The organism is Streptomyces sp. NPDC086989, from assembly GCF_044745505.1.
In the GTDB taxonomy this organism is placed as follows: Bacteria; Actinomycetota; Actinomycetes; order Streptomycetales; family Streptomycetaceae; genus Streptomyces.
In genome coordinates, this window is the sequence record NZ_JBIVAL010000015.1 from 1 (window position 1) to 21379 (window position 21379).

The 21379-nt window shown below is 69.5% G+C and carries 22 protein-coding genes; 12 read left to right on the plus strand and 10 right to left on the minus strand.

Annotation, left to right across the window (positions count from 1 at the left end):
• The first annotated feature begins 302 nt into the window (after nucleotides 1–302).
• From ACIPK4_RS30610 to rph, 3 genes are all read left to right on the plus strand, one after another.
• Nucleotides 303–2048 (plus strand): PP2C family protein-serine/threonine phosphatase, encoded by a 1746-nt coding sequence (locus ACIPK4_RS30610; protein ID WP_402318572.1) that lies wholly within the window; start codon nucleotides 303–305, stop codon nucleotides 2046–2048.
• 493 nt (nucleotides 2049–2541) lie between these two features.
• Nucleotides 2542–2766 (plus strand): hypothetical protein, encoded by a 225-nt coding sequence (locus tag ACIPK4_RS30615; protein WP_402318574.1) that lies wholly within the window; start codon nucleotides 2542–2544, stop codon nucleotides 2764–2766.
• A gap of 402 nt (nucleotides 2767–3168) precedes the next feature.
• Nucleotides 3169–5769 carry a rifamycin-inactivating phosphotransferase gene (gene rph, locus ACIPK4_RS30620; RefSeq protein ID WP_402318576.1) on the plus strand — a complete coding sequence of 867 codons (2601 nt, stop codon included), beginning with the start codon at nucleotides 3169–3171 and terminating at the stop codon, nucleotides 5767–5769.
• Between the two features lie 67 nt (nucleotides 5770–5836).
• Here the strand turns inward: rph and ACIPK4_RS30625 are convergent, their stop codons facing one another.
• On the minus strand, nucleotides 5837–6307 hold the full coding sequence (locus ACIPK4_RS30625; RefSeq protein ID WP_402318578.1) for a Dps family protein: 471 nt from the start codon (nucleotides 6305–6307) through the stop codon (nucleotides 5837–5839).
• Between the two features lie 534 nt (nucleotides 6308–6841).
• Here ACIPK4_RS30625 and ACIPK4_RS30630 point away from each other — a divergent pair.
• Both ACIPK4_RS30630 and ACIPK4_RS30635 read left to right on the plus strand, forming a co-directional pair.
• Nucleotides 6842–7291 carry a papain-like cysteine protease family protein gene (locus ACIPK4_RS30630; RefSeq protein ID WP_376202853.1) on the plus strand — a complete coding sequence of 150 codons (450 nt, stop codon included), beginning with the start codon at nucleotides 6842–6844 and terminating at the stop codon, nucleotides 7289–7291.
• Between the two features lie 10 nt (nucleotides 7292–7301).
• On the plus strand, nucleotides 7302–8174 hold the full coding sequence (locus ACIPK4_RS30635; RefSeq protein ID WP_402318581.1) for a hypothetical protein: 873 nt from the start codon (nucleotides 7302–7304) through the stop codon (nucleotides 8172–8174).
• Between the two features lie 232 nt (nucleotides 8175–8406).
• Here the strand turns inward: ACIPK4_RS30635 and ACIPK4_RS30640 are convergent, their stop codons facing one another.
• The 5 genes from ACIPK4_RS30640 to ACIPK4_RS30660 form a co-directional block, all read right to left on the minus strand.
• The gene (locus ACIPK4_RS30640; protein ID WP_402318584.1) at nucleotides 8407–8889 is read right to left on the minus strand and encodes a ricin-type beta-trefoil lectin domain protein; all 483 of its coding nucleotides are present in this window, start codon (nucleotides 8887–8889) and stop codon (nucleotides 8407–8409) included.
• Nucleotides 8890–9509: 620 nt separating this feature from the next.
• The gene (locus ACIPK4_RS30645; RefSeq protein WP_054222143.1) at nucleotides 9510–9671 is read right to left on the minus strand and encodes a hypothetical protein; all 162 of its coding nucleotides are present in this window, start codon (nucleotides 9669–9671) and stop codon (nucleotides 9510–9512) included.
• Between the two features lie 441 nt (nucleotides 9672–10112).
• Nucleotides 10113–10355 carry a DUF6479 family protein gene (locus ACIPK4_RS30650; RefSeq protein ID WP_402318587.1) on the minus strand — a complete coding sequence of 81 codons (243 nt, stop codon included), beginning with the start codon at nucleotides 10353–10355 and terminating at the stop codon, nucleotides 10113–10115.
• A 172-nt stretch (nucleotides 10356–10527) separates the two neighbouring features.
• Nucleotides 10528–10827, minus strand: a complete 300-nt coding sequence (locus tag ACIPK4_RS30655) for a GNAT family N-acetyltransferase (RefSeq protein ID WP_402319049.1) — start codon at nucleotides 10825–10827, stop codon at nucleotides 10528–10530.
• Nucleotides 10828–11204: 377 nt separating this feature from the next.
• Nucleotides 11205–11555, minus strand: a complete 351-nt coding sequence (locus ACIPK4_RS30660; protein WP_402318589.1) for a DoxX family protein — start codon at nucleotides 11553–11555, stop codon at nucleotides 11205–11207.
• Between the two features lie 150 nt (nucleotides 11556–11705).
• Here ACIPK4_RS30660 and ACIPK4_RS30665 point away from each other — a divergent pair, with 150 nt between their 5' ends.
• A complete protein-coding gene (locus tag ACIPK4_RS30665; RefSeq protein WP_402318592.1) occupies nucleotides 11706–12074 on the plus strand; it encodes a winged helix-turn-helix transcriptional regulator in 369 nt (122 codons plus the stop codon).
• A gap of 287 nt (nucleotides 12075–12361) precedes the next feature.
• Here the strand turns inward: ACIPK4_RS30665 and ACIPK4_RS30670 are convergent, their stop codons facing one another.
• The gene (locus ACIPK4_RS30670; protein ID WP_402318595.1) at nucleotides 12362–13363 is read right to left on the minus strand and encodes a GlxA family transcriptional regulator; all 1002 of its coding nucleotides are present in this window, start codon (nucleotides 13361–13363) and stop codon (nucleotides 12362–12364) included.
• 128 nt (nucleotides 13364–13491) lie between these two features.
• On the opposite strand from ACIPK4_RS30670, the gene ACIPK4_RS30675 reads away from it, so the two are divergent.
• Nucleotides 13492–14439 carry an NAD-dependent epimerase/dehydratase family protein gene (locus ACIPK4_RS30675; protein WP_402318597.1) on the plus strand — a complete coding sequence of 316 codons (948 nt, stop codon included), beginning with the start codon at nucleotides 13492–13494 and terminating at the stop codon, nucleotides 14437–14439.
• Nucleotides 14440–14950: 511 nt separating this feature from the next.
• Nucleotides 14951–16132, plus strand: coding sequence for a PP2C family protein-serine/threonine phosphatase (locus ACIPK4_RS30680; protein ID WP_402318600.1), 1182 nt, complete (start codon nucleotides 14951–14953; stop codon nucleotides 16130–16132).
• Between the two features lie 77 nt (nucleotides 16133–16209).
• Here ACIPK4_RS30680 and ACIPK4_RS30685 read toward each other — a convergent pair whose 3' ends face one another.
• Nucleotides 16210–16605, minus strand: a complete 396-nt coding sequence (locus ACIPK4_RS30685; RefSeq protein ID WP_402318603.1) for an isoamylase early set domain-containing protein — start codon at nucleotides 16603–16605, stop codon at nucleotides 16210–16212.
• Between the two features lie 817 nt (nucleotides 16606–17422).
• Complete coding sequence (locus ACIPK4_RS30690; RefSeq protein WP_359532280.1) at nucleotides 17423–17869, minus strand: helix-turn-helix domain-containing protein; 447 nt, start codon at nucleotides 17867–17869, stop codon at nucleotides 17423–17425.
• A gap of 105 nt (nucleotides 17870–17974) precedes the next feature.
• Here ACIPK4_RS30690 and ACIPK4_RS30695 point away from each other — a divergent pair, with 105 nt between their 5' ends.
• The 4 genes from ACIPK4_RS30695 to ACIPK4_RS30710 all read left to right on the plus strand — a co-directional run bounded on the left by ACIPK4_RS30695 (nucleotide 17975) and on the right by ACIPK4_RS30710 (nucleotide 20484).
• On the plus strand, nucleotides 17975–18691 hold the full coding sequence (locus ACIPK4_RS30695) for a DsbA family protein (RefSeq protein WP_402318607.1): 717 nt from the start codon (nucleotides 17975–17977) through the stop codon (nucleotides 18689–18691).
• A 40-nt stretch (nucleotides 18692–18731) separates the two neighbouring features.
• Nucleotides 18732–19103 (plus strand): DoxX family protein, encoded by a 372-nt coding sequence (locus ACIPK4_RS30700; RefSeq protein ID WP_402318610.1) that lies wholly within the window; start codon nucleotides 18732–18734, stop codon nucleotides 19101–19103.
• Between the two features lie 68 nt (nucleotides 19104–19171).
• Nucleotides 19172–19834, plus strand: coding sequence for an NAD(P)-dependent oxidoreductase (locus ACIPK4_RS30705; RefSeq protein ID WP_402318613.1), 663 nt, complete (start codon nucleotides 19172–19174; stop codon nucleotides 19832–19834).
• A 65-nt stretch (nucleotides 19835–19899) separates the two neighbouring features.
• On the plus strand, nucleotides 19900–20484 hold the full coding sequence (locus ACIPK4_RS30710) for an SDR family NAD(P)-dependent oxidoreductase (RefSeq protein WP_402318615.1): 585 nt from the start codon (nucleotides 19900–19902) through the stop codon (nucleotides 20482–20484).
• 218 nt (nucleotides 20485–20702) lie between these two features.
• Here the strand turns inward: ACIPK4_RS30710 and ACIPK4_RS30715 are convergent, their stop codons facing one another.
• Nucleotides 20703–21110, minus strand: coding sequence for a J domain-containing protein (locus tag ACIPK4_RS30715; protein ID WP_402318618.1), 408 nt, complete (start codon nucleotides 21108–21110; stop codon nucleotides 20703–20705).
• Between the last annotated feature and the right edge of the window lie 269 nt (nucleotides 21111–21379).

Below are 21379 nucleotides of genomic sequence, written 5' to 3' on the forward strand. Positions count from 1 at the left end.
CCGGAACAACACCCACAACTCATCCGGCACCAGCCGCTCAACCAAATCCGTCATGCACGATTCAACGAACGATCACGCCATAAGAAACGGCGTCTTACACGAGCCATGTGAACGGAACCGGGAGACCCTGTACCTGAGGTTCGGGCCGGACTGACCCAGTCGGTCCGGACCTCGGCGTGCGGCTCGGCGTCAGCCAGACGCAGGTCTCGCGCCTCCCCGCTCCCATTCTGACCAGACTGCGCACGGGCGCCGCCTGACCGCGGTGGCACGGCCCGGGCCAGCTACCCGGCCGGTGATGACCTATGAGCCCCTTGATCCCGCAGGACCCCGACGCGCTCAAGCAGCACCTCGCCCGCGAGGTCCAGGGCTTGCGGGAAGCCGCCCGTCGCGGGGCCGGGGTCCGGCTCGACCGGCACCGCGAACCGGAGGGTGCGCCGCCGGAGGACGAGGGCGAGGAGCTCTGCGCCTGCGGTACCCCCGGGCCCGGACACGGTTGTGGGGACGGTGGCGAAGGGCACGATCCGTGGGAGTGCGTCTGCGCGACCCTGCCCGCCATTCCGCTGTCGGCCGCGCTGTTCACCCCGGTACGCGACGGCTCCGGGCGGACAGTCGACTTCACGGTCCAGGCCGGCAACCACGTCCGCGCGGCCGAATGGCTGGAGGCTCCGGACCGCCAGATCGGCAGGCGGCTGCTGGAGGTCCAGCCCGGCGCCGCGGTCGGCGGGCTGGTCGGGGCCCTGGATTCCGTACTGACCACCGGCCGTGCCCTGAAGGCGTACGCACTGGACTACACGGAGCAGCGCAGCGACGGTCTGCACCGCACGAAACTCCTGTACGACGCCTCGTCCTGCGGCGGCAAGGTACTGGCGACGTGGCGGGCGGCCCACAACCGCATGGAACTGCTCTCGCTCGACGCGCAGTACATCGGGTCCATGGGCTGGGGGACCTGGGACCTGCTGTCCGGCGAGGTTGCCTGGTCGGAAGGGCTGTCGTCGATCTTCCGCAACGATCCCTCCCGGCCCCTCTCGCTCGCCGAGCTGTGTGACACGGTGCTGCTGGACGACGTGCCGCGCTTCGGGAAGTTCCTGCTGGCCTTGGTCGACGGAGAGGAACCGTCGGGGACCGAGATCCGTTGCAGCGTGCTCGGGGAGGTGCGCACCCTGCACCTCGTGGGGCATCCCGTCATCGCGACCGACGGGCTTCCCTGGTCGGTGCACATCATCGCGCGCGACCTGACGTCGCAGGTGCGCAGTCGCCAGCGCCTCGCCGCGACGCGCAGGCAGTCGGACCGGCTGAGGCAGGAGGCGGCCGCCGAGAGACGGGTCGCCGCCGCGCTGCGCGAGGCCCTGCTGCCGACCCGCCCCGCAGAGCTCGCCCAGGCGGGGCTGTCCGTGGCGGCCGCGTACCTGCCGGCGGAAGCGGACGCGGCGGTGGGCGGCGACTGGTACAAGTGCCGTCTGCTGCCGGATGACCGGATTCTCCTCGCCATCGGCGACGCCTGTGGCCACGGACTGAGCGCGGTCGCCCGGATGGCGCAGCAGCGGCACGCCCTCGCGGGTCTCGCCCACTCGCCGGGTACCCATGCGGGTCAGCTGACCACCTGGCTCAACGAGCTGCTGTGCGCCGACGCGGCCGCAGAGACGGCGACGGCGGTCATCGGGCACATCGACGGGGAGCGGCGGTTCCGGTGGGCGTGTGCCGGCCATCCGGCACCACTGCTGCTGCGCGACGGCACTGCCTCAGCGCTGGACACACAGCACCGAGGCCCGCTGTTCGGGCTCCTGCCCGGGCACGAGTACGCCACTGCGACCGTGGAGCTGCTCCCCGGGGACCTCCTGCTGCTTTACACGGACGGCATGGTCGAGCGCCGGTACGAGGACATCGCGGACAGCATCGACACCCTGCGCAAGCGGCTGATGGGCTGCTGCGGACTCGGCCCCCAGGACGCCCTCGACCAGATCATGGATGCGTATGCGCCGGAGGAGCACGAGGACGACACCTGCCTGGTGGCCCTGAAGATCGGCTCACGCCGGGCCGCGCGCCGATGACACGACTGGCCGATCACACCTGGCCGGGGTCGTGGCCGGGGCCGTGGCCGGTGCGGCGGGGCGGGCCGTGGGGTGCGTACCGGGCTGCTGCCGTCGGATCCGTCTCCCGGGGGCGGCGGTATGAGCGCCGGCGCCGGGGGTTCGCCGGGTGGCGCCCCAGGTTCCCGGCCGGGGAGGGGGCCGGGAAGTGGGGCGTCCGGTTCCGCGCGGATCCGGGCGGCAGCCCGTCGTGCGGGCGGCCTGCCGCGTGACGCCGGGGGAGGGGCATCACGCGGCGCGGCCGCTCCGGAAGCACCCCACCCGCAGGGTGTTCGCTTCCGGTACCCACGCTTGTGACCCCGACTTCCTCTTTCAAACCCCCTTTTCTCCAGATGTGTTGAGCAGGCGTCAAGGTTGCTGCTCTCGCGACCCGCGGCCGGAGCCACCCCGCCGGCCTTCGGCGCTCGGGCGCATCCGGGATGCCGTTCCGGTCGGCCCGCCGCACTGTGGATGCATGGCGGACCAGACTGAAATCGTGATCCACCCCGTGTCGCCGCGGGGCGGGCGCAAGATCACCGTGCACGCGCTGGGCGTGGACGCGGACCTTGGCCGGGCGTTCACACCCGCAGACGTGTCGGAGTTGCTGCGCCGGGCAGGCCTGGAGGACGTGGAGCTGTCCGAGGAGGGGCCGATCCGGTGGGAGGGCGGTGGCCCCGAGGTGTGGACCAGCGACATCTGACCCGCGGGCAGCCCTTGAGCGGACCGCGGGGCGCCCATCACGGTGCCCCCAGGGCCTGGCCGCCGCGAGCTGCGGCCACGTCGTCGGTCAGGACGGCCGGACCTTGCACGGAGGGGCCGGCCGTCGGCGGGCCGGGGCCGGTGTGGGCGCAGAGCCTGGAGGCCTGCGCAAGGGGGTTGCTGCGCGTGCGCGGTCCCGCAGTGTGCCGAGGGCGGGCGCCGAGTCCGGCCCGTCCGCAGAATCCGCCGTAGTTGTCTTCCTCTGCGCGCCGGAAATGGCAAAGGCAAGGAGAGAGCTCTCCTTGCCACTCTCAAGTTATAGCGCGCCAGGGGGCTTGCCGCAAGGCCCGGGGCAGGGCTCAGAATCGTCGACCGGAGCCACGACCGCCTCGGAGGTATCGCAGTGAACGAAGAGTACGTGTGGGACCTTCACACGCTGGACGAGTCGCAGGTCGCGCTCGTCGGGGGCAAGGCCGTGCACTTGAGTGCGCTGTCACGGATCGAGGGCGTCCGCGTACCGGAAGGCTTCTGCGTGTCGACGGAGGCCTTCCGGCGGGTCATCGCGGAAGCAGCCTCGCTCGACGACCTGCTCGACCAGTTGTCGCGCGTCAGCCCGGATGACCGGGAGGCGACCCGGACGCTCAGCGCGCAGATCCGTCGTACCGTCGAAGGGATCGCCGTCCCGGACGACCTCGCGGCGGCGATCACCCGCGCGCTCGGCCGGTTCGGCGAGCAGGCCGCCTACGCCGTCCGGTCCAGCGCGACGGCGGAGGACCTGCCGACCGCGTCCTTCGCCGGTCAGCAGGACACGTATCTGAACGTCGTGGGGCCGGCGGCGGTCCTGCGGCACATCAGCCGGTGCTGGGCCTCGCTGTTCACCGAGCGCGCCGTGAGCTACCGCCGGCGCAACGGTATCGACCACCGCGCGGTCCACATGGCCGTGGTCGTGCAACAGATGGCCTTTGCGGACGCGTCCGGGGTTCTGTTCACGGCCGACCCCCTCACGGGAAACCGGAACGTGGCCACGGTGGATGCCGGCTTCGGTCTCGGCGAGGCCCTGGTCTCCGGCCTTGTGAACCCGGACGCCTTCACGGTGCGGGACGACGAGGTCGTCGCCAAGGTGATCGCTGCCAAACGGTGCGCCGTGACCGCCCTGCCGGCCGGTGGTACGCGGGAAGTGGCGATCGACGCGCAGATGCAGGAGCAGCCGGCCCTGACGGATGAGCAGGTCGTGCAGCTGGTACGACTGGGGCGGCGGATCGAAGCGCACTTCGGCTGCCCGCAGGACATCGAATGGTGCCTCGTCGACGACGACTTCCGTATCGTGCAGAGCCGGCCGATCACGACGCTGTTCCCCGTTCCGGAGAGCGGCGATCAGGAGAACCACGTCTACGTCTCCGTCGGCCACGGGCAGATGATGACCGACCCCATGAGGCCGTTGGGGTTCTCCATGTGGCAACTGACGGCCATGGTGCCGATGCACCACGCCGGCGGCAGGCTGTTCGTGGACGTCACCCGGCGCCTGGCCTCCCCCGCCGGCCGCGCCGGCCTCCTGGACGCGATCGGGAAGGGCGATCCGCTGATCCGGGACGCGCTGGAGACCGTCCTCGACCGCGGCGACTTCGTCCCGTCGCTACCGGACGAGGGTCCAGGCGGGCCCCCGGTCGGCGGTACGCCCGCCCCGATCGAGACCGATCCGGCCGTTGTCACCGCGCTGATCGAGCGCAGCCGGGTGTCCATCGCCGCCCTGGAGCGCGACATCCGGACGAAGAGCGGACCTGCGCTGTTCGACTTCCTGCTGGAGGCCTTCGAGGAGCACAAGCGGGTCCTCGGTGACCCGCTGAGCACGCAGGCGATCATGGCGGGCATGGAGGCCACGGAGTGGCTGGCCCACAAGCTGCAGGAGTGGCTGGGCGAGAGGAACGCGGCTGACACGCTGACCCTGTCCGCCCCCGGCAACGTCACCTCGGAGATGGGACTGGCACTGCTCGACGTCGCGGACGTGATCCGTCCCGTGCCCGAGGTGGTGGCCTTCCTGCAGGGCGTCCGGGACGAGGACTTCCTGGACGGGCTGGCAAAGCTCGCGGGCGGGACCGAAGCGCGCGACGCCATAGAGGCCTACCTCGACCGGTACGGCATGCGCTGCGTCGGCGAGATCGACATCACCAGGCCGCGTTGGCGCGAGCGCCCCAGCTCCCTGGTGCCCGTGATCCTCGACAACGTGCGGAACTTCGAGCCCGGAGCTGCGGAGCAGCGCTTCGAGCAGGGGCGACGGAAGGCGCAGCAGAAGGAAGAGGACGTGCTGTCGCGCTTGCGGGCCCTGCCCGACGGGGACCGCAAGGCCGACGAGGCCAAGCGGATGATCGACCGGGTGCGCACCTTCATCGGGTACAGGGAGTACCCGAAGTACGACATCATCAGCCGCTACTTCGTCTACAAGCAGGCCCTGATGCAGGAGGCCGAGCGCCTCGTGCAGTCGGGCCTGATCTCCGAGCGGGAGGACGTCTTCTACCTCACCTTCCAGGAACTCCACGAGGTGGTGCGCGCGAACCGGGCAGTCGACCGGCATCTCATCCAGCAGCGCAAGGAGGTGTTCCGGACGTACCACGCGCTCACCCCGCCCCGCGTACTCACCTCGGACGGTGAGGTCTTCAACGGGGAGTACCGCCGGGACGACGCGCCGACCGGGGCCCTGGTCGGCGTACCGGTCTCGGCCGGGGCCGTCGAGGGACGGGCCCGCGTCGTCCTCGACGTTGCGGAGGCCGATCTGGAAGCGGGCGACATCCTGGTCACGGCCTTCACGGACCCCAGCTGGTCGCCGCTGTTCGTCGGAATCGCGGGCCTGGTGACCGAGGTGGGCGGCGTGATGACCCATGGCGCGGTGATCGCCCGGGAGTACGGCCTGCCCGCCGTCGTCGGCGTGGAACGGGCCACCCGGCTGATCCGGGACGGCCAGCGGATCCGCGTCCACGGCAGCGACGGGTACGTCGAGATCCTGCCCTGACCGACGACACGGCCATAACCCGGGCCGGTGGTCACCGGCCGGGGTTATGGCCGTGCCGCTGGTGCGGTCAGGCGTTCTCGGCCGCGAACATCCAGTGGTGCTTCTCCAGCTCACCAGTCAGGGCGATCAGGAGGTCCTGGGTGACCGGGTCGGGTTCGTCGGTGGACCGGATGCGCTCGCGCATGCGGGTGATCACCGTGCTGAGGGCGTCGACGAGGATGCGGACGGCGTCCACGTCCTTGACCCATCCCTTCGGCACGCCGGTGATCGCGGTGGTGGACGCCACCGTCCCTGCCCGGCCGTCGGGGGTGATCCCGAGGGAGGAGGCCCGCTCGGCGACCACGTCCGAGTGGGTGCGCGCCGTGGTGACGACCTCGTCGAGCTGGAGGTGTACGGACCGGAAGCGGGGTCCCACCACGTTCCAGTGCACCTGCTTGGCCACGAGCGAGAGGTCCACCAGGTCCACCAGAGCGCCCTGGAGCGCTTCACCGACGACCTTCAGGTCGGCTTCCGGGAGGGCGTTCTTGACGACGGACACAGGATCTCCATTCATATCGGCACATATACGGCATATATGTCTGCGAAACGTCGACTACCCGCTACGCCTATGACGAAACGGTCCTGTCGCCCCGACTGGCCCGTTTGGCCGAGCCGGGCGGCCACCGGAGGCACCGGTCGGGTCGAGGGACGTCGCCGCGGGCTGGACGCACTTCATGCCACCGCCTCTTTTTTGGCGAGGCGGCGGTGGCCGGCCGGGTGAAGTACATGCGTGACCGACCGTTTATCAGAGAGCAACGCCCGCCTCAACCGAAACGGCCTTCACGACATGATGAAACGACAATTAATCAGTACGGGGTGAATCGATGCGCATCCCCTATGACTTCGACATGCTGCACTGTCATATTCGTGCCAGATTTCCCGCTCATCTCGTTGCACCCGTCAGGGGGAAGGCAGGAACATGGGCAAATTCAGGTGCGGAGCTGCGGCGTCGGCCATCGTGCTGGCCGCCTTGGGATCGCTCGCGTCCGCAGGAGGAACGGCTCACGCGGAAGCGGGCCAGGACACCATCAGCATGTTGAAGCAGGAGAAGACCCAGTGGTGCTGGGTCGCCTCCGGGCTGACCATCGCCAAGTTCCAGGGCTTGGGGTCCACACAAACGGACTTCTGCAACCGGGCCCAGCCCTACTACGGTTGTAACAACCAGCCCGCCACGCTCGACGACATGGCCAGGGGCTGGAGCAGCCTCGGAATGGCCCACACCGGCTCGGCTCTGAGCAGTGCGGCCACGTTCAACCAGGTGTACACCGACGTCAAGGCGGCCCGCCCGATCGGCGCCCGCATCGGGTGGACGTCCGGCGGCGGCCACATGAACGTGGTCTACGGCTTCGACACGTCGAACAACACGATCGCCGTGGCCGACCCGTGGCCGGACACCACCACCTACACGTGGTGGAACTACAACGACTACGTGAGCAACAGCTCGTCCAAGTGGACCCACTCCCGCATCGGTATCTCCCGCTAAGGCAGGCGACATGCGCGACACTGAAATGTCCGGCAAGCGGGGGGACTCCCGCTTCTCCCGCCTGTCCATCGTCATCGCACTGAGTGCGTCCGCTCTGCTGTCCGTCGTCGGCCCGGCCCATGCGGCCCCGGTCAAGGACCCGCTCCCGGCCGACATCCCCGACTATCAGGCCGCCCTCGACGCGGTGAAGTCCACCGACGTCCGCAACGCCGTCTGTCGCTTCCTGCTCACTCCGGTGCCCGCCGACGGTACCGGCGGGCAGGTGCAGACGTTGCCCGACACGGCTGAACCGTGCCACGATTTGCCCGCCTTCACGATCAAGGACCCGGTGGCACGGAACGAGATCACCCCCGGGTTCGTCGCGGGCACCGCCAAGCCGCTGCCCACCGAGGCCATCAAACTGACCCAACTCGTGTCCTCGCTGAGCATCACCGTCAACGGCCGCAACGCAACGGTCATGCTCGCCCCCACCCAGGGCGGCGGCTGGCACCTGGCGGCCGTTCGTGACGGCGACAGCGACGCCGCGTACGCCAGCAAGGCCACCCTGGGGACGCTCGTCTTCACCGAGCCGCAGATCCGCGGCTGGTACCAGCTCAAGCTCACCACCGTCGAGCCACTCAACGACGAGGCCCGGCAGGGCCTGGGCGGACAGGCGTCGATGTCGCTCAGCGACTACCAGAAGCTGGTCAAGGCCCGTTACGCCGACAAGTTGCCCGGCTCGGAGTACGACACCAACGGTTACTCCAGTGGCTACAGTCCCCAGCACAAGGCGGACGGTGCCGCGGACTCCACCCTGCTGCTCGCCGGCGCCTCCAGCGCCGCACTCGCCCTCACGGGCGGGGCCGTCTTCCTCCGCCGACGCCGGCGCGTAAGCACCTGCTGAAGCCGACCCCGTAAGCCCGCCTCCATCTCGGTCCGGCCGGTTCCCACTCCGGCCGGACCGTGCCATGCGCCGCGGTCCACGGACCGGCACGTCGGCGTTCCCGGGGGGTACCAGCTGCGCACTGCCCGTCGAGCCGGCCGCGGTCTCTGTCGCCCGCCGGTGTGTGAGGGGGAGTGGTCGTCCTGACCGCCGTGCCGGGACGGGTGCCCCCAGCCCGGCACGGCGGCGGTGCTCAGGCGAGCGCCAGGCTGATCTGGTCGTTGAAGACAGCCCAGCTCTGCCCGCGGTCAGCGCGGTCGCAGGGCTTCGTCGAGAGATTGGGCGTGTCCCAGGCGTTGGCGAGGCAGTAGGCCGGGGCGAAGGCGAGGGAGATCTGCTGACCCGAGATGTTCCAGTACTGGCCCTGGTCGTTGGGGTTGCACGGCTTGACCGAAAGCTGCGGGGTGTCCCAGGTGTTGGCGAGGCAGTAGCCGCGCGCGTTGGTGAGGGAGATCTGCTGGCCCGACACGGTCCAGTGCTGGCCGGGGGCCGCGGAGTCGCACGGCTTGGTGGAGACGTTCGGCGTCTGCCAGGCGTTGGCGAGACAGTACCGGCCCGGGATGCGCGCGTTCTGCTGGGTGGGGTTCGCAGCCTCTGCCCCATTGACCGGCAGGAGGGCGGCCGTCACTGCCAGCGAGGCGAGGGCGAGGGTCTTGCGCAGGGCGATTCGCATCATGCGGATTCCATTCTCGATGCGGGTTGGCGCGATTCGTGCACGACTTGGAATGGGCGGCTATCCGACCTCGATCCAGTCGCCCGGAAAATTGATAACAGTAATCAGAAGCCGGTCGGCGTGGTTTCTGGAACCGTTCACCCGGAACGCCCAGTCGCCGGAAGATCTTATGATTGCCGAGAAACGATTCACTGACACGAACTGGTGACGACGTTTTCGGGCATGGCTGAAAGGCGTGGTCAATTCGCCGGGTGGCTTGTTTGGGGTGGCACGTTTGGGATGACCGGGAGGGGAAGCGGTATCGCGCCCCGGTGGATGTTCGCGACGCTCTTCATTGCTGAAAAATTCCGGATGGTTTTCCGTTCATTTCCGGCATAGCCGTATTCACCCGAAAACCTTCGACTGCGAGACCGGGACGGCCGCCGATCCTTGGAGGCGAGCAGGTCCCCTGCTGCGTCACGACGACCGGCCCGGCTGATGCCGCGCATACCCCCTGCGAAAGTCCTCACTCCGCGTCCTCCGCTTCAAGGAGCCCGTGCGGCAGGCAGACCCAAACGGCGGTGGGCCGCACCCCCGACGGGGTGCGGCCCACCATGGCGTATCGCCGGGTAGTGCGGGTCGGGCTACCAGCGGTACCAGCGCCCGCTGCCGTTCTTGGGACGGGCGACGAAGCCGATCAGCCACAACACCAGCACCGCGATGGCGATCCACCAAAGGATCTTCACCGCGAAACCGGCGCCGAACAGGATCAGGATCAGCAGGAGAACGAGAAGCAGGGGAACCATAGTTATCAACCTCCGAAGCGTCGACTGCCCGCCTACGCGACGGTCATGCGCTCGTTTTTTACACGGTTCTTATGCGCTTAGGTGGGTAGGAGTGGCGGCCCGCCGCTGATCGTCGTACAGGTTCCCCCGGTCGGCGGCCAGAGGGGGCCCACCTTCCGCCACTGACAGGCCTTCCGCCACGGACAGGCGCCCGTGGTGCGCTGCCCCGGTCGGGCCCCGACGCTCCAGCCGGGCCCCGATCCTCCAGCCGGGCCGATCGCCTACCGGGCGCCATATGCGCCGGTCGTGATCAGCGCCCTTCGATCCCGGACCAGAGTCTGTGGCGGGGCCGGGCAGCGAGGGCTGCCGCGCCGTGGGCACGCGGTGAGGTGCTGCCCAGGCACAAGGCCGTCGCATGGTCGGCAGGCGGGTGGTGGGTCCTTCAGTACCAGCGGATGCCCCTCACTGCTCGGGGTACTGGTGCTTCTCCTCGTTCCTCGCATGCTCCTGCGGTGTCTGCCAGGAGTCCTCGCGGCCCCGGGCCGCCGGATTCTGCTCGGCGGGGCGCGGCGGAGCCGTGAGGCGGCGCCTGCGCCGGCTGCCGAACCAGAAGGCGCCGATCAGGAGCAGGACCAGCACCACTCCGGCACTGATCAGGAAGAGTGATGCCTGACCTTCAGCTGCGAGAATTTCAGTAGCGATCATGCACTGCCCCTACCCACGATCCGCCCGACCACCGTCCCAGCCATCACTCGGTCGGTGCGTGCTGGGATTGGCCCAGCACGCACGACCCCCACTCTCCGCGACGCCGACGTTGGGGGCTCAGATCGTCGGGGGCTGCGATGACATTCTTCGCAGGTCGACCAGCTACAAGGCCTCAGCCAGCCGTGGAGCGGCGATAGCGAACCTCCTGCACGGCCGTCTCGCCGTACACGTCGCTCGCTACTGCACCGTCGCCCACGTAGCCGGCGGCAGCGTAGAACCTGCGTGCCCGAGCATTGTCACGAAGCACCCACAGCAGGAGCGTGCTGAACTGCTGGGCCTCGGCGTGCTGGTGCATCGCTTCGAGCAAGGCGCGGCCGATGCCGCGGCCCGTTAGCGAGAGGTCGACGTACAAGGCGTACACCTCGCCGGGAGCCGCGGCATCGGTCACGCCTCGATATGGACCGAAACAGATCCAGCCGGTGGTTCACACCGCGCACTGTAGGCAGATCCCGCGGAGAGCGGCGTGCGCGGTGTGTGGTTGTCGGGAGTCTCAGGATGAGCGGAATCAGCTGGGATTCGGTGGCAGCAGGCGGCGAATTGGTCGAGGATCTCGTCAGCGGTCTTCGTCAGACGAAGGGCCCGGGCAGGTCGTTCCAGTCGGTCCGCCAGGCCCGGATGTCACGCTCGCGGGCCTGGACGGAGCGGTGGACTCCCCGCGCTTGAGTTTCTGCTGGGTGAGCTCGGGGAACCGCCGCGCGTCCAGGTTCAGCCCCCAGCCCACGAGGCGTCACCGACCTCCGGGCAGCGGATGCGACCGCTGAGCCATGCCGCCCGGTCCGCGTCGTCGGCTCAGAGGGTGGCAGCGCGCAGCACGATCAGGGCGACGGAGGTCATGGTGAGTACCACCGCCGGAGACGCGCCTTTGCGGTCGCCGACGCGGAGGTGGAAGGCGGCCGCCCCAGCGAAATAGAGCGTCAAGCCTATCGCGGCGGCGACTCCGAGGGTTCCCCACCAGAGTCCCGCGATCGCACCGGCTGCGCCGGCGATCTGAGCACCGATCAGGAAAGCCATCATGTTCTGCGGTATTCCGAGAGCGGACATCTGCTCGGTGATGTGCCGCGTCCGCGCAGACTTGGCCCCGGCCGATGCCAGGAGAACCGCCGACATGAACACGGTGACGACGGCAAGGGAGACGAACATGGCTGAAACCTCAATCATGCGAGATGCGAGTACAGGGCGTGCGCACCTCGACGACGATAGGCGGCCGTCAGGTACCTCCAGGTAACCTTCGGGGCCATGAGCCTGCGACCTGGAATTGCCTTCCTTTCGGACTGTCCCGCTCTCCTGGCCATGGAGATCATCGCCAGCAAGTGGTCCATGGTCACGCTCTTCGCGCTGACCGATGGCCCGTTGCGCCATGGCGAGCTGGTCGAGCTGAGCGGTGGCATCTCGCGCAAGGTACTGACCCAGACGCTGCGCCGGCTCCAGGCCAACGGGCTCGTCGAGCGGCACGCGTACGCCGAGGCGCCGCCGCGCGTGGAGTACGCCCTGACCGATCTCGGGCGAACCCTGGAGGAGCCCATCAGGATGCTCACCGCATGGGCGCAGGAGAACGGCGAGGCGGTCGTCAACTTCCGGGAAGCAGCCGACGCAGCCAGGCCCTCGGGACAGCCCTCAGTGAAGACTCCTCCCGTTGATGCGAATCTGAACCGCTTCTGATTCTGATCAATGGGCCCCAGGTCAAGAAGCCTGCTCTCTGGTGCTCTCTGGGCATTGCCTCCTCGGTCGCGGCGCTGATCCGCTCCGGACTGAGGCAGCCGACTCCACGAAGCCGTCGCGGAGGAAACGGGATACCACCCGCCCTCCGCTGCCTCGACTGGGTAGACCCATTCCGCTGCATATCGGCCAACCGCTTCCGGACCCGCTGCGCGGCCCAATCCGCGATGCGTCCCGCGCTGTTGCCTTCGGGCAACGGCGTGGTGCGAATCACTGAACGGTTCGAAGCATCACGCGCTTCCGCTGCTCCCGCGAGCGCGCCGGCGGGGACGGTCGCGCCCGGCCGGGCTCTGAGTGAAAGCAGCCCGGTACGCGCTGGGTGTCAGGCCGGTGCGCCGTGACAGGTGCTGGCGCAGGGAGTCGGGAGTCGCCAGTCCGCTGAGCTGCGCGATGCGGTCCATCGGCAGTTCGGTCGTTTCCAGTAGTTCCTGCGCCAGGTTGACCCTCTGGTGCAGAACCCATTGCAGGGGGGTCAGGCCGGTCTCGGCGTCGAACCTGCGGGTGAGGGTGCGGACACTGATGCGGGCGTGAGCTGCCAGTGTGGCGCGGGTGAGCGGTTCGTGCAGCCGCTCCAGGGCCCAGGCACGGGTCGCGGCCAGCGAGGCTCCCGTTTCCGGCGGAACGGGCGCCTCGATGAACTGAGCCTGTCCTCCGGGTCTCACCGGTGCTGCGACGACCAGCCGGGCGACCGCGTTCGCCGTCGCGGCGCCGTAGTCCCGGCGAATCAGATGCAGGCACAAGTCGATACCTGCGGACAGTCCTGCGGAGGTGAGGATGTTGCCGTCTTCGACGTACAGCACGTCAGGGCGCAGCGTCACGGCGGGGAAGCGGCCGGCGAATTCCGCGGACTTGAGCCAGTACGTGGTTGCCTCGCGCCCGTCCAGAAGTCCGGCCTGCGCGAGGACGAACGCTCCGGTGCAGATCGATGCGACGCGTTTGCCCGCGGCCGCGGCATGGCGCAGCGCAGTGAGGATGCACGAGTCGACCTCCTCGCGGGCAGCGGTTCCGGTGACGATCACGGTGTCGGCGCCGTCGACGACGTCGAGAGCGTGGGCCACGGAGACTTGGAGACTGGCCCTTCCGTAGGTGGCGACCGGGCCGCGCTGAGAGCTGCAGACGAGGACCTCGTAGCCGAGCAGACCGTCGACTGCCGTCTGCCCCAGCACCAGTTCGGGGATGGACAGGCCGAAGGTGGTGGCGGGCGGAACAGCTATGACCACGACGCGATGCATGGCCCGAACCTCCGGTCATCTGGCATTCGGGTCACTACCTTAACGATCACCCCGGCCGCAGGGTAGAGATGTCCGGGGGCCCGCCCCGGCTGTGACCGAGGAGTGCACGGGTGTCTGAGTATGTTGTCGTGGGAGCCGGAGCCACTGGAGCTGCCACTGCCACACTGCTGGCAGATGCGGGGGCGCAGGTTCGGCTGGTGACCCGCCGCGGCAGTGGCCCGGCTCATGAACGGATCGAGCGCGTGGCGGCCGATGCTGCGGCTGCGGCTGAGTTCGCCGGGCTGACCCGGGGATCGAGGGTCTTGTTCAACTGCGCCATGCCGGCGTACGACCGCTGGCCGTCCGACTTTCCGCCGCTTGCCGCCTCGCTGCTGGCCGCGGCGGAACGCGCCGGCGCGGACTACGTCATGCTCGGGAACACCTACGGCTACGGTCCGGTGGACGGCCCGGCCGACGAGGACCTTCCGCTGCGGCCGAGCAGCGTCAAGGGTCGTGTTCGGGCGCAGATGTGGCGTGACGCCGAGGCCGCGCACCGCGCCGGGCGGGTAAGGGTGACCGAGGTCCGTGCCAGCGACTACCTCGGGAGGGGAGCCGTCTCGCCGTTCACGCTCATGGTGGGCACCCAGGCGCTGGCCGGCACACCCATCTCCTACCCGGGGGACCTCGACGCCCCGCACAGCTGGACGTACATCGGCGACGCGGCACGCACGCTGGTTGCCGCCGCCCACGGAGATCAGTCCTGGGGCCGGGCCTGGCACGTCCCCTCCACCTCCCACGCCCCGGTTCGGGAGCTTGCAACGCAGTTGGCGCGCGCAGCAGGCAGCCCTGAGCCACGGCTCGGACGGATGACGGTCGCCGAGCTGGAAGAGATCGCGCGGCACGACCCGATCATGGCGGAGGTTCCGGAAATGCTGTACCTGTACGACCGCCCCAGCATTCTCGACGCCGCCACCACCGCATCCGCTCTCCAGATCGTTCCCACCCCGATCGACGCCGTTCTGGACGAGATGGCAGCAGAACACCGCGGAGCTGGTCGCCGTCATCATGAGGAAGCGGTGGGAACTCGACTTCCATAATCGATGGGCTCCTCGTCCTCGTCCTCGGCCGCCACGACACCGGCGGCCGGCTACTGCGGCGGGAACATCCGGGCATGGTTGACCGTTCATCTATCTGTATGGGTCGGGCGAAAGGGGCTGATGTCCCCGGGCCCAACCATGTGCCTGTGGGGAAGATCGTTCGGCTGAAGCCCCTCAGTGCCCTCCGCCGCGAGGCGACCATCCCTTCCGTCCGCCCATACCTGCAAACGCCCGGCCAGCCTTCCCCCCCCGGCTGGCCTGGGCCCGCCCCGACTGGCCCTCCCCCCGGGCCGGTCGGGGTCTTTCGCGTACGGGGGCGGCAGGGCGGCTGCCGCTTTCGCCTGTCCTCACTGTCCTGCGCGGTTGCATGCCGTCGAGTGGACCGCACCGGCGCTGGGCCGCAATCTCCGGACCGGGGATCCGCCTGACGGCGGACGGGTACCTCACATGTGTCTCCTTCGTGATTGCGTCGTTCGTGGGAAGGAGAGCTCGTGACTTCTAGGAGGCTGATGTGGCGGATGATCGGATCGGGCTGGCCGAAGTGCTGGCCGCTGCGGAGGCCGCAGCGCCGGTGAACTCCCTTGACGTCGTGGCGCGCAACCTGCGTGACCGGTTCGGTGCCGCGTACGTGTCGTTCCTGTTCGTCGATGTCGTCGGTCGGCGCCTGCTGCGCGTCCATGACACGGCAGACCCGCATCGAGAGGGCCGCGCGGCGCAGGTGCCGCTCGCCGGCAGCAGCGCCTACGACGAGGTCCTGCGCCATCAGCGACCGCTCGTGGCAGCGGACGGCGGACTGGGGCAGCGCGTCCTGGCCCCGGTCACCAACCGCGGGGATGCCATCGGCGTCCTGGAACTCTTCCTCACCGACGTCACCGCGGACGTGCTGCAGCGGGTCCAGGAAGCCGCGCACGCGCTGGCGTACATCATCGTCACCGACCGGCGCTTCACCGACCTGTACCACTGGGGTAACCGCACGACGACCGTCAGCCTGTCCGCGGAGATCCAGCGCCAGCTCCTGCCCGCGGCCTCCTCCTGCGAAGCGCCCCAGTTCACGCTCGCCGGAGCTCTGGCGCCGGCCTCCGACATCGCCGGCGACACCTACGACTACAGCCTCGACCAGAGCACCCTGCACCTGTCGATCACCGATGCCATGGGCCACGACGTCAGCGCGTCCCTCATGGCCACCCTCCTGGTCAACGCCTCCCGCGGCGCCCGCCGCGCCGGAGAAGACCTCGCCGAACAGGCCCGTCAGCTCCACCAGGCCCTCCTCGACCACGGCAACCGCAGCATCGCCACCGGCCAGCTCCTGCGCATCGCCCTCGACGGCAGCAGCGCCCAGCTCGTCAACGCCGGCCACCCGTGGCCGTACCGGCTGCGCGACGGCGCGGTCACCGAACTCGCTCTGGCCGTGAACCTGCCCTTCGGCGTCGGTCTGCAGGGCCCCTACCGGGTGCAGGACCTCGACCTGCGCCCCGGCGACCGCCTGCTCCTGCACACCGACGGCATGCAGGAACGCGACGCCGAAGCCGTCGACCTGCCCGGTCTGCTCCGCAAGACCGCCGACGACCACCCCCGCGAAGTCGTACGGACGCTCGTCAGCGCCGTTTCCGACGCCTACGAAGGCCGCCCGCCCAAAGACGACGCCACCGTCCTGTGCCTGGACTGGCACGGCCCCAGGACACCAAACCCATGACCATCTGAAATCCGGATCGGCGGCGACGAAGCGCACGGTGGTGACTTCGTCGGAGGGCGCCGTCGACTGTGCTCCGGTCAGGTGTGGATGCGGCTGTTGGGGCCGTCCTGGCTGTCGGCGGTGGGGTCGTTGAACCAGTAGTCGCCGGCGGCGAGGTAGCGGAAGGAGTGGGCGCTGTGGGGTGGGAGCGCGACGGTGGCGGCACGGGTGCCGTCGCCCTGGTCCTCCAGCGGGTGGGCGGCGGGGTTCCAGTGGTTGAAGTCCCCGACCACGCTGACCGGCCCCTCGGGGGTGTGGTCGGGCAGGACGAAGGCGACCTGGGTGCGGCTGCCCAGCTGCTTGCGTTCGAGCACGGGAGTCTCCATCACGAAGTTGTCGAGGGGTGCGGGCATCCTCGCCTGCGCGCCGGTCGGCCCCGGCGGGACGTGGCGCGCGCGGCACGCGGCCACCCGGCCGGATCTTCCGCCCGCCATCGGCGAAATGTGCCACCGGAGGCTGGGGCAGGGCCCGCGCGTCCGTGGCGGAGCCCCGCCGGGGTGGCTTTCAACCGGCCGGGCCCCCGCCGTGCGAGGACTTCTTGTCGCCCTGTCACGGTGACATGGGCCCGCTGGATCTGCGCGGGGTATGGGCCAACCGGGGTACGGGCCACGCTTCGTCCGGCATTTTCCCCGAGAGGCGTCACACGTGACCCCGGTGGATCGGGCGGGCCCTCCATCAGCGCCTTGAAGGCAGCGACTCCGGCGCCGATCGTCTTGCGGATTGGGCGTACTTTCGCTGTGCGTAAGGCCTTCGTCCTGTATGGCGCCAGCAGAGGATGATCCTGCGCGACGGCGCGGTGTGCGTTGCGTTGTGGAGCGGGCGGTGCGCGTCCACTGCCTGCACGTGGTCGGCTGACCTGTGGGCAATCCGCCGTAGCCCATTGCCCCCGCTGGCCCGACGACGCCGCGTTCGGGAACCGCCACACCCGCTCACGCCGCCGGCTCCGACGGGGCGGTCTCGTCGCCGGCGTCTGGAACTTCACCTCCTCGGCCGTCCGCCTCGCCACCCCCGGTGGCCAGGGCGGCGTCGTTCAGGCGAGGTGTCTGCCTTGATGCCGATTCAGGCAGCTGACGTGGCCGTGGGGTTCGCGGACAGGGCCGGAACGGAGGCAGGCACGGCCTCCGAGTGATCATGAGGTGTCGAGTCCCTGATCACCATGTCTATGGCCAGTGGGAATCCTCCAACCGCGGCCCCCGACGGGGAGTCGGGTGGCCACTTGTTTCGCTACCGTCGGTGACGGTCTCCGGGAGCTCAGGCGCGTGCAGTCGTACTCGGCTGCGCTGAGGTCGTGCGGGCCCGGTTCTCACGGATCTCGTCGTGGTGGGCGGCGGCCCAGCCGACCAGGGACGTGGCGATCTCGTGGAGGCCACGGCCGAGCGGGGTCAGGGTGTACTCGACGCGCGGGGGCACTTCGGCGTAGGCGGTGCGGGAGATCAGGCCGTCCTGCTGAAGCTGGCGCAGGGTGAGGGTGAGCATGCGCTGGGAGATCCCGGGGACTTGGCGCTGCAGGTCGGTGTAGCGCAGCGGGCCCGGCTCCAGGACGGCGATCAGCAGCAGGCTCCATTTGTCGCCGACGCGGTCCAGGACCTCGCGGATGAAGGCCATGTGCTCGGCGGGGATCGCCGCGCACGGCCCGATCGCCGCCGCCCCGACCGCCTTCGCTTCACCGGTCGTCGCCACTTCGCTTGCCCGTTCCATCACGCACATTCCTCTCCGGCACGCACACGGATGTGCCTTTTGTGCCTCCTTCCATACTGGTCCACCATGGCGTTACGAACAAGTCGTAAGAATTGGAGGTGCGCGGTGAAGGTGGACATCTGGTCCGAGGTGACGTGCCCCTGGTGCGGGCTGGGCCATCACCGCCTGGAGCAGGCCGTGGAGCGGTTCGAGCACGCGGGCGAGGTGGAGGTGGTCCACCACTCGTTCCCGCTCAGCAGCAGCTTCCCCGAGGACCGCACCTTCTCCGTCCGCGAGGCTCTGCTGCGACGGCACGGTGTGGGCGGCGGTCAGGCCGAGGCGTCGACCCGGCGGATCGAGGCACTGGCCGCGGCCGAGGGACTGAGCCCCTACCGGGTGCTGGACAACCAGGTCGGCAACACCGACCTGGCCCACGAGTTCCTCGCCCACGCCTCCGCCCAGGGCAAGAACCGCGAAGCGTGGGACGCGATCTTCGACACCTACTTCGGCAAGGCCGAGCCCGTCTTCTCCGTGGACGATCTGCTGGCGCTGTCCGAAACCCTGGGCCTGGACCGCGAGCAGACCCGACAGGCCCTTGCCCCGCGCCGCTACCGCGAACAGGTCCGCGACGACGCGACCCACGCTCAGCGCCTCGGCGCGACCGGCGCCCCGTTCATCGTCATCGACGGCCGCTACGGCATCCCCGGCGCCCAGGACAGCGACACCCTGCTGGACCTGCTCCGCACCGCTTGGGACGACACCCACCCCCTCACCCCCGTCGCCGGTGGCGGTGACGCCCCGGTCTGCGGCCCGGACGGCTGTGCCGTCCCCGCACACGGCTGAATCCCCCCGTAGCCCCCGTGATCCAGAACCGAGGAGTCCGATGAACGTCCTGCTGTGGGTCCTGCAGGGACTGCTGGCCGCGGTGTTCGCGATGGCCGGCGCGATGAAGAGGACCCAGCCGATCGACAGGCTCGCCGGCACTCTTCCCTACGCCAAGGACCTCGCCCCGGGCACGGCCCGGCTGATCGGGGCGGTCGAGCTGGCCGCAGTGCTCGGCCTCGTCCTGCCCGCCGCCACCGGCGTCGCGGTGAGCCTCGCCCCGCTCGCCGCCGTCGGCCTCGCGGTGGTGATGGCGCTGGCCGGCACCTTCCACGTCCGCCGCCGGGAGTACAGCGCGATCGGTATGAACGCCGTGCTGCTGGCCCTGGCCGTCGTGGTGGCCTGGGGCCGCTTCGGCCCGTACTCCTTCTGACCTTCCGAATCCGTCCCCGGCCGGCGCCCGCCGCCCGCCCCTTTGCCCATGAATGGCGATGACTTCCCATGACCGACCTGCTCGTCCTCGGCGGCAGTGGCCGCACCGGCATCCACGTCCTGGCGCAGGCCGCCGAACGCGGCCACCGCGTCCGCGCCCTCGTCCGCGACCCCTCCGCCGTCCACGCCCCGACCGGCATCGAGCTGATCCAGGGCACGCCCGCGAACATCGACGACATCCGCAAGGCCGCCCAGGGCACCCGGGCGGTGATCAGCGTGCTGAACAACGCCCGCGCCTCCGACAACCCCTGGGCCAAGCCGGTCAGCCCGCCGATGTTCATGACCGACGCCGCCCGCAACACCCTGACCGTGATGGCCGAACAGGGCATCCGGCGGATCGTCCTGACCTCCTCACAGGGCGCCGGCGACGACTGGGCCCGCCTCAACCCGCTGGTGAAGGCGTTCATCAGCCTGTCGAACATCAAGGTCGACTTCACCGACCACACCGGCGTCGACCAGGTCGTGCGCGCCTCCGACACCGACTGGACACTCGCCCGCGCCGTCGCCCTCACCGACAAGCCCGCCACCGGACCCCTGCGCGCCGCCGACCCCGGCACCACCGCCCCCGGGCGCTGGATCAACCGGGGCGACCTCGCCCGCTTCCTCCTCGACTCCGTCGACGAGGAGACCTGGATCCGCCGCGCCCCGCTGGTGTGGAACGCCCGCGGCTGACCCACCCCACCTCGAACCCCTGCTGAACAGCCAGAACACCCCAAAAAGCCCGAGGAGACATCCCCATGCCCGACACGTCCAAGGTCATCGCCGTCTTCGGAGCCGGCACCGGGCTCGGCGCCTCCGTCGCCCGCCGCTTCGCCCGCGAAGGCTTCCGCGTCGCCCTCGTCGCCCGCCGCAAGGACCGCCTCGACGCACTCGTCGAACAGCTCACCGGCGAGGGCATCGACGCGGCCGCATTCACCGCCGACCTCTCCAAGCCCGCCGAGGTACCCGCCCTCATCGACGTCATCCGCGGACGGTTCGGCCGGATCGACGTCATCGAGTACGGGCCGATCAGCGGTGAGCAGAGCTTCGCCCCCGCCACCAAGTTGGACGCCGTCACCCTGCAGAAGGACAGCCCCCTTCTCCTGTTCACGCCGGTCGAGGTGGTCCGCGCGGCGCTGCCCGAGTGGGCCGAGCGCGGCGACGGCGCGTCGCGTCGGCCCGCTCGTAGACCCGGACGACCTCGCCGAGCACTACTGGCACCTGTACACCAAGCGCGACCGCATCGAGCAGATCCACCCCGAGCCGACCGCCGGGTAACCCAGCCCAGGCCCCTCGCCACCACGGCCCGGGTCATCCCTCGGCCATCGGCGCCCTCCGCCTGACCGGCTGCGACAACATCGCCGCCGACCTGCGCAAACACAGCCGAGACGCCACCCGACCGCTGGCCACCCTCGGCATCATGTGATCAAACCAGACAGGAGCCTTGAACGACGCCGCCCTGCATATTCGTGCGACAGAGCGCAGCAAAGCTTTTTAGTGCTTGTTCCAGTGAAAATTTGGGCGACAGCTATCCGAAACGGTCGGAATTTATTTGCGGGGACTACATGCTGTGGAGAAACCAGGCTATGAGTCGGTCGAATGGGTCTTCGTACGGCGTTGAGGCGGCCGGGTATGCGGTCGTCCGAGGATGCGCCGCGGGCCGTGGATACGGTCGTGCCGCAGTGCTCCCCGTGGACCTCACGCGCACGGGTATCCGTACCGAGTGGCCGGCGGGCCGGTTCTGCTCGCGTTCGGCGTCGTAGGCGGACCGTCGCAGTGGATCGTGCAGGGTCTGGTAGGCGTCGATGACTTCGGCGAGTTCCGCATCGGCCTGCGGCCCGCTTGGGCGGGCGTCAGGGTGCAGGGCGCGGATAAGCATGCGGTAGGCGCTGGTGATCTGCTCCGGCGACGCCTCGGCCCGGAGTCCGAGGACGGTGTAGTGGTCGCGCGATGGCCGCGAGCCGCTCATTTCTCTCACCTCCGGAATACCCGGAGCGGCCCCTCTCTTCCACCCGTCTTAAAACCTCAAGGGAATGTTGTCAAGGGAATCCGGTACGGATATATCGCACCACTGGAGTATCGACCACGACATCCAGCAGTACAGCGACGAAGAAGGCGGGGTCGGGGAGTACGTCTCTACGACGGCAGCCACGCCGCGCCCGCCGGTACACGGGTGTCGGCGCCTCACCGTGCCCGGTGTGCGGCCGCTACCGGGTGGGCCGCCTTCTGGCTCGCAGG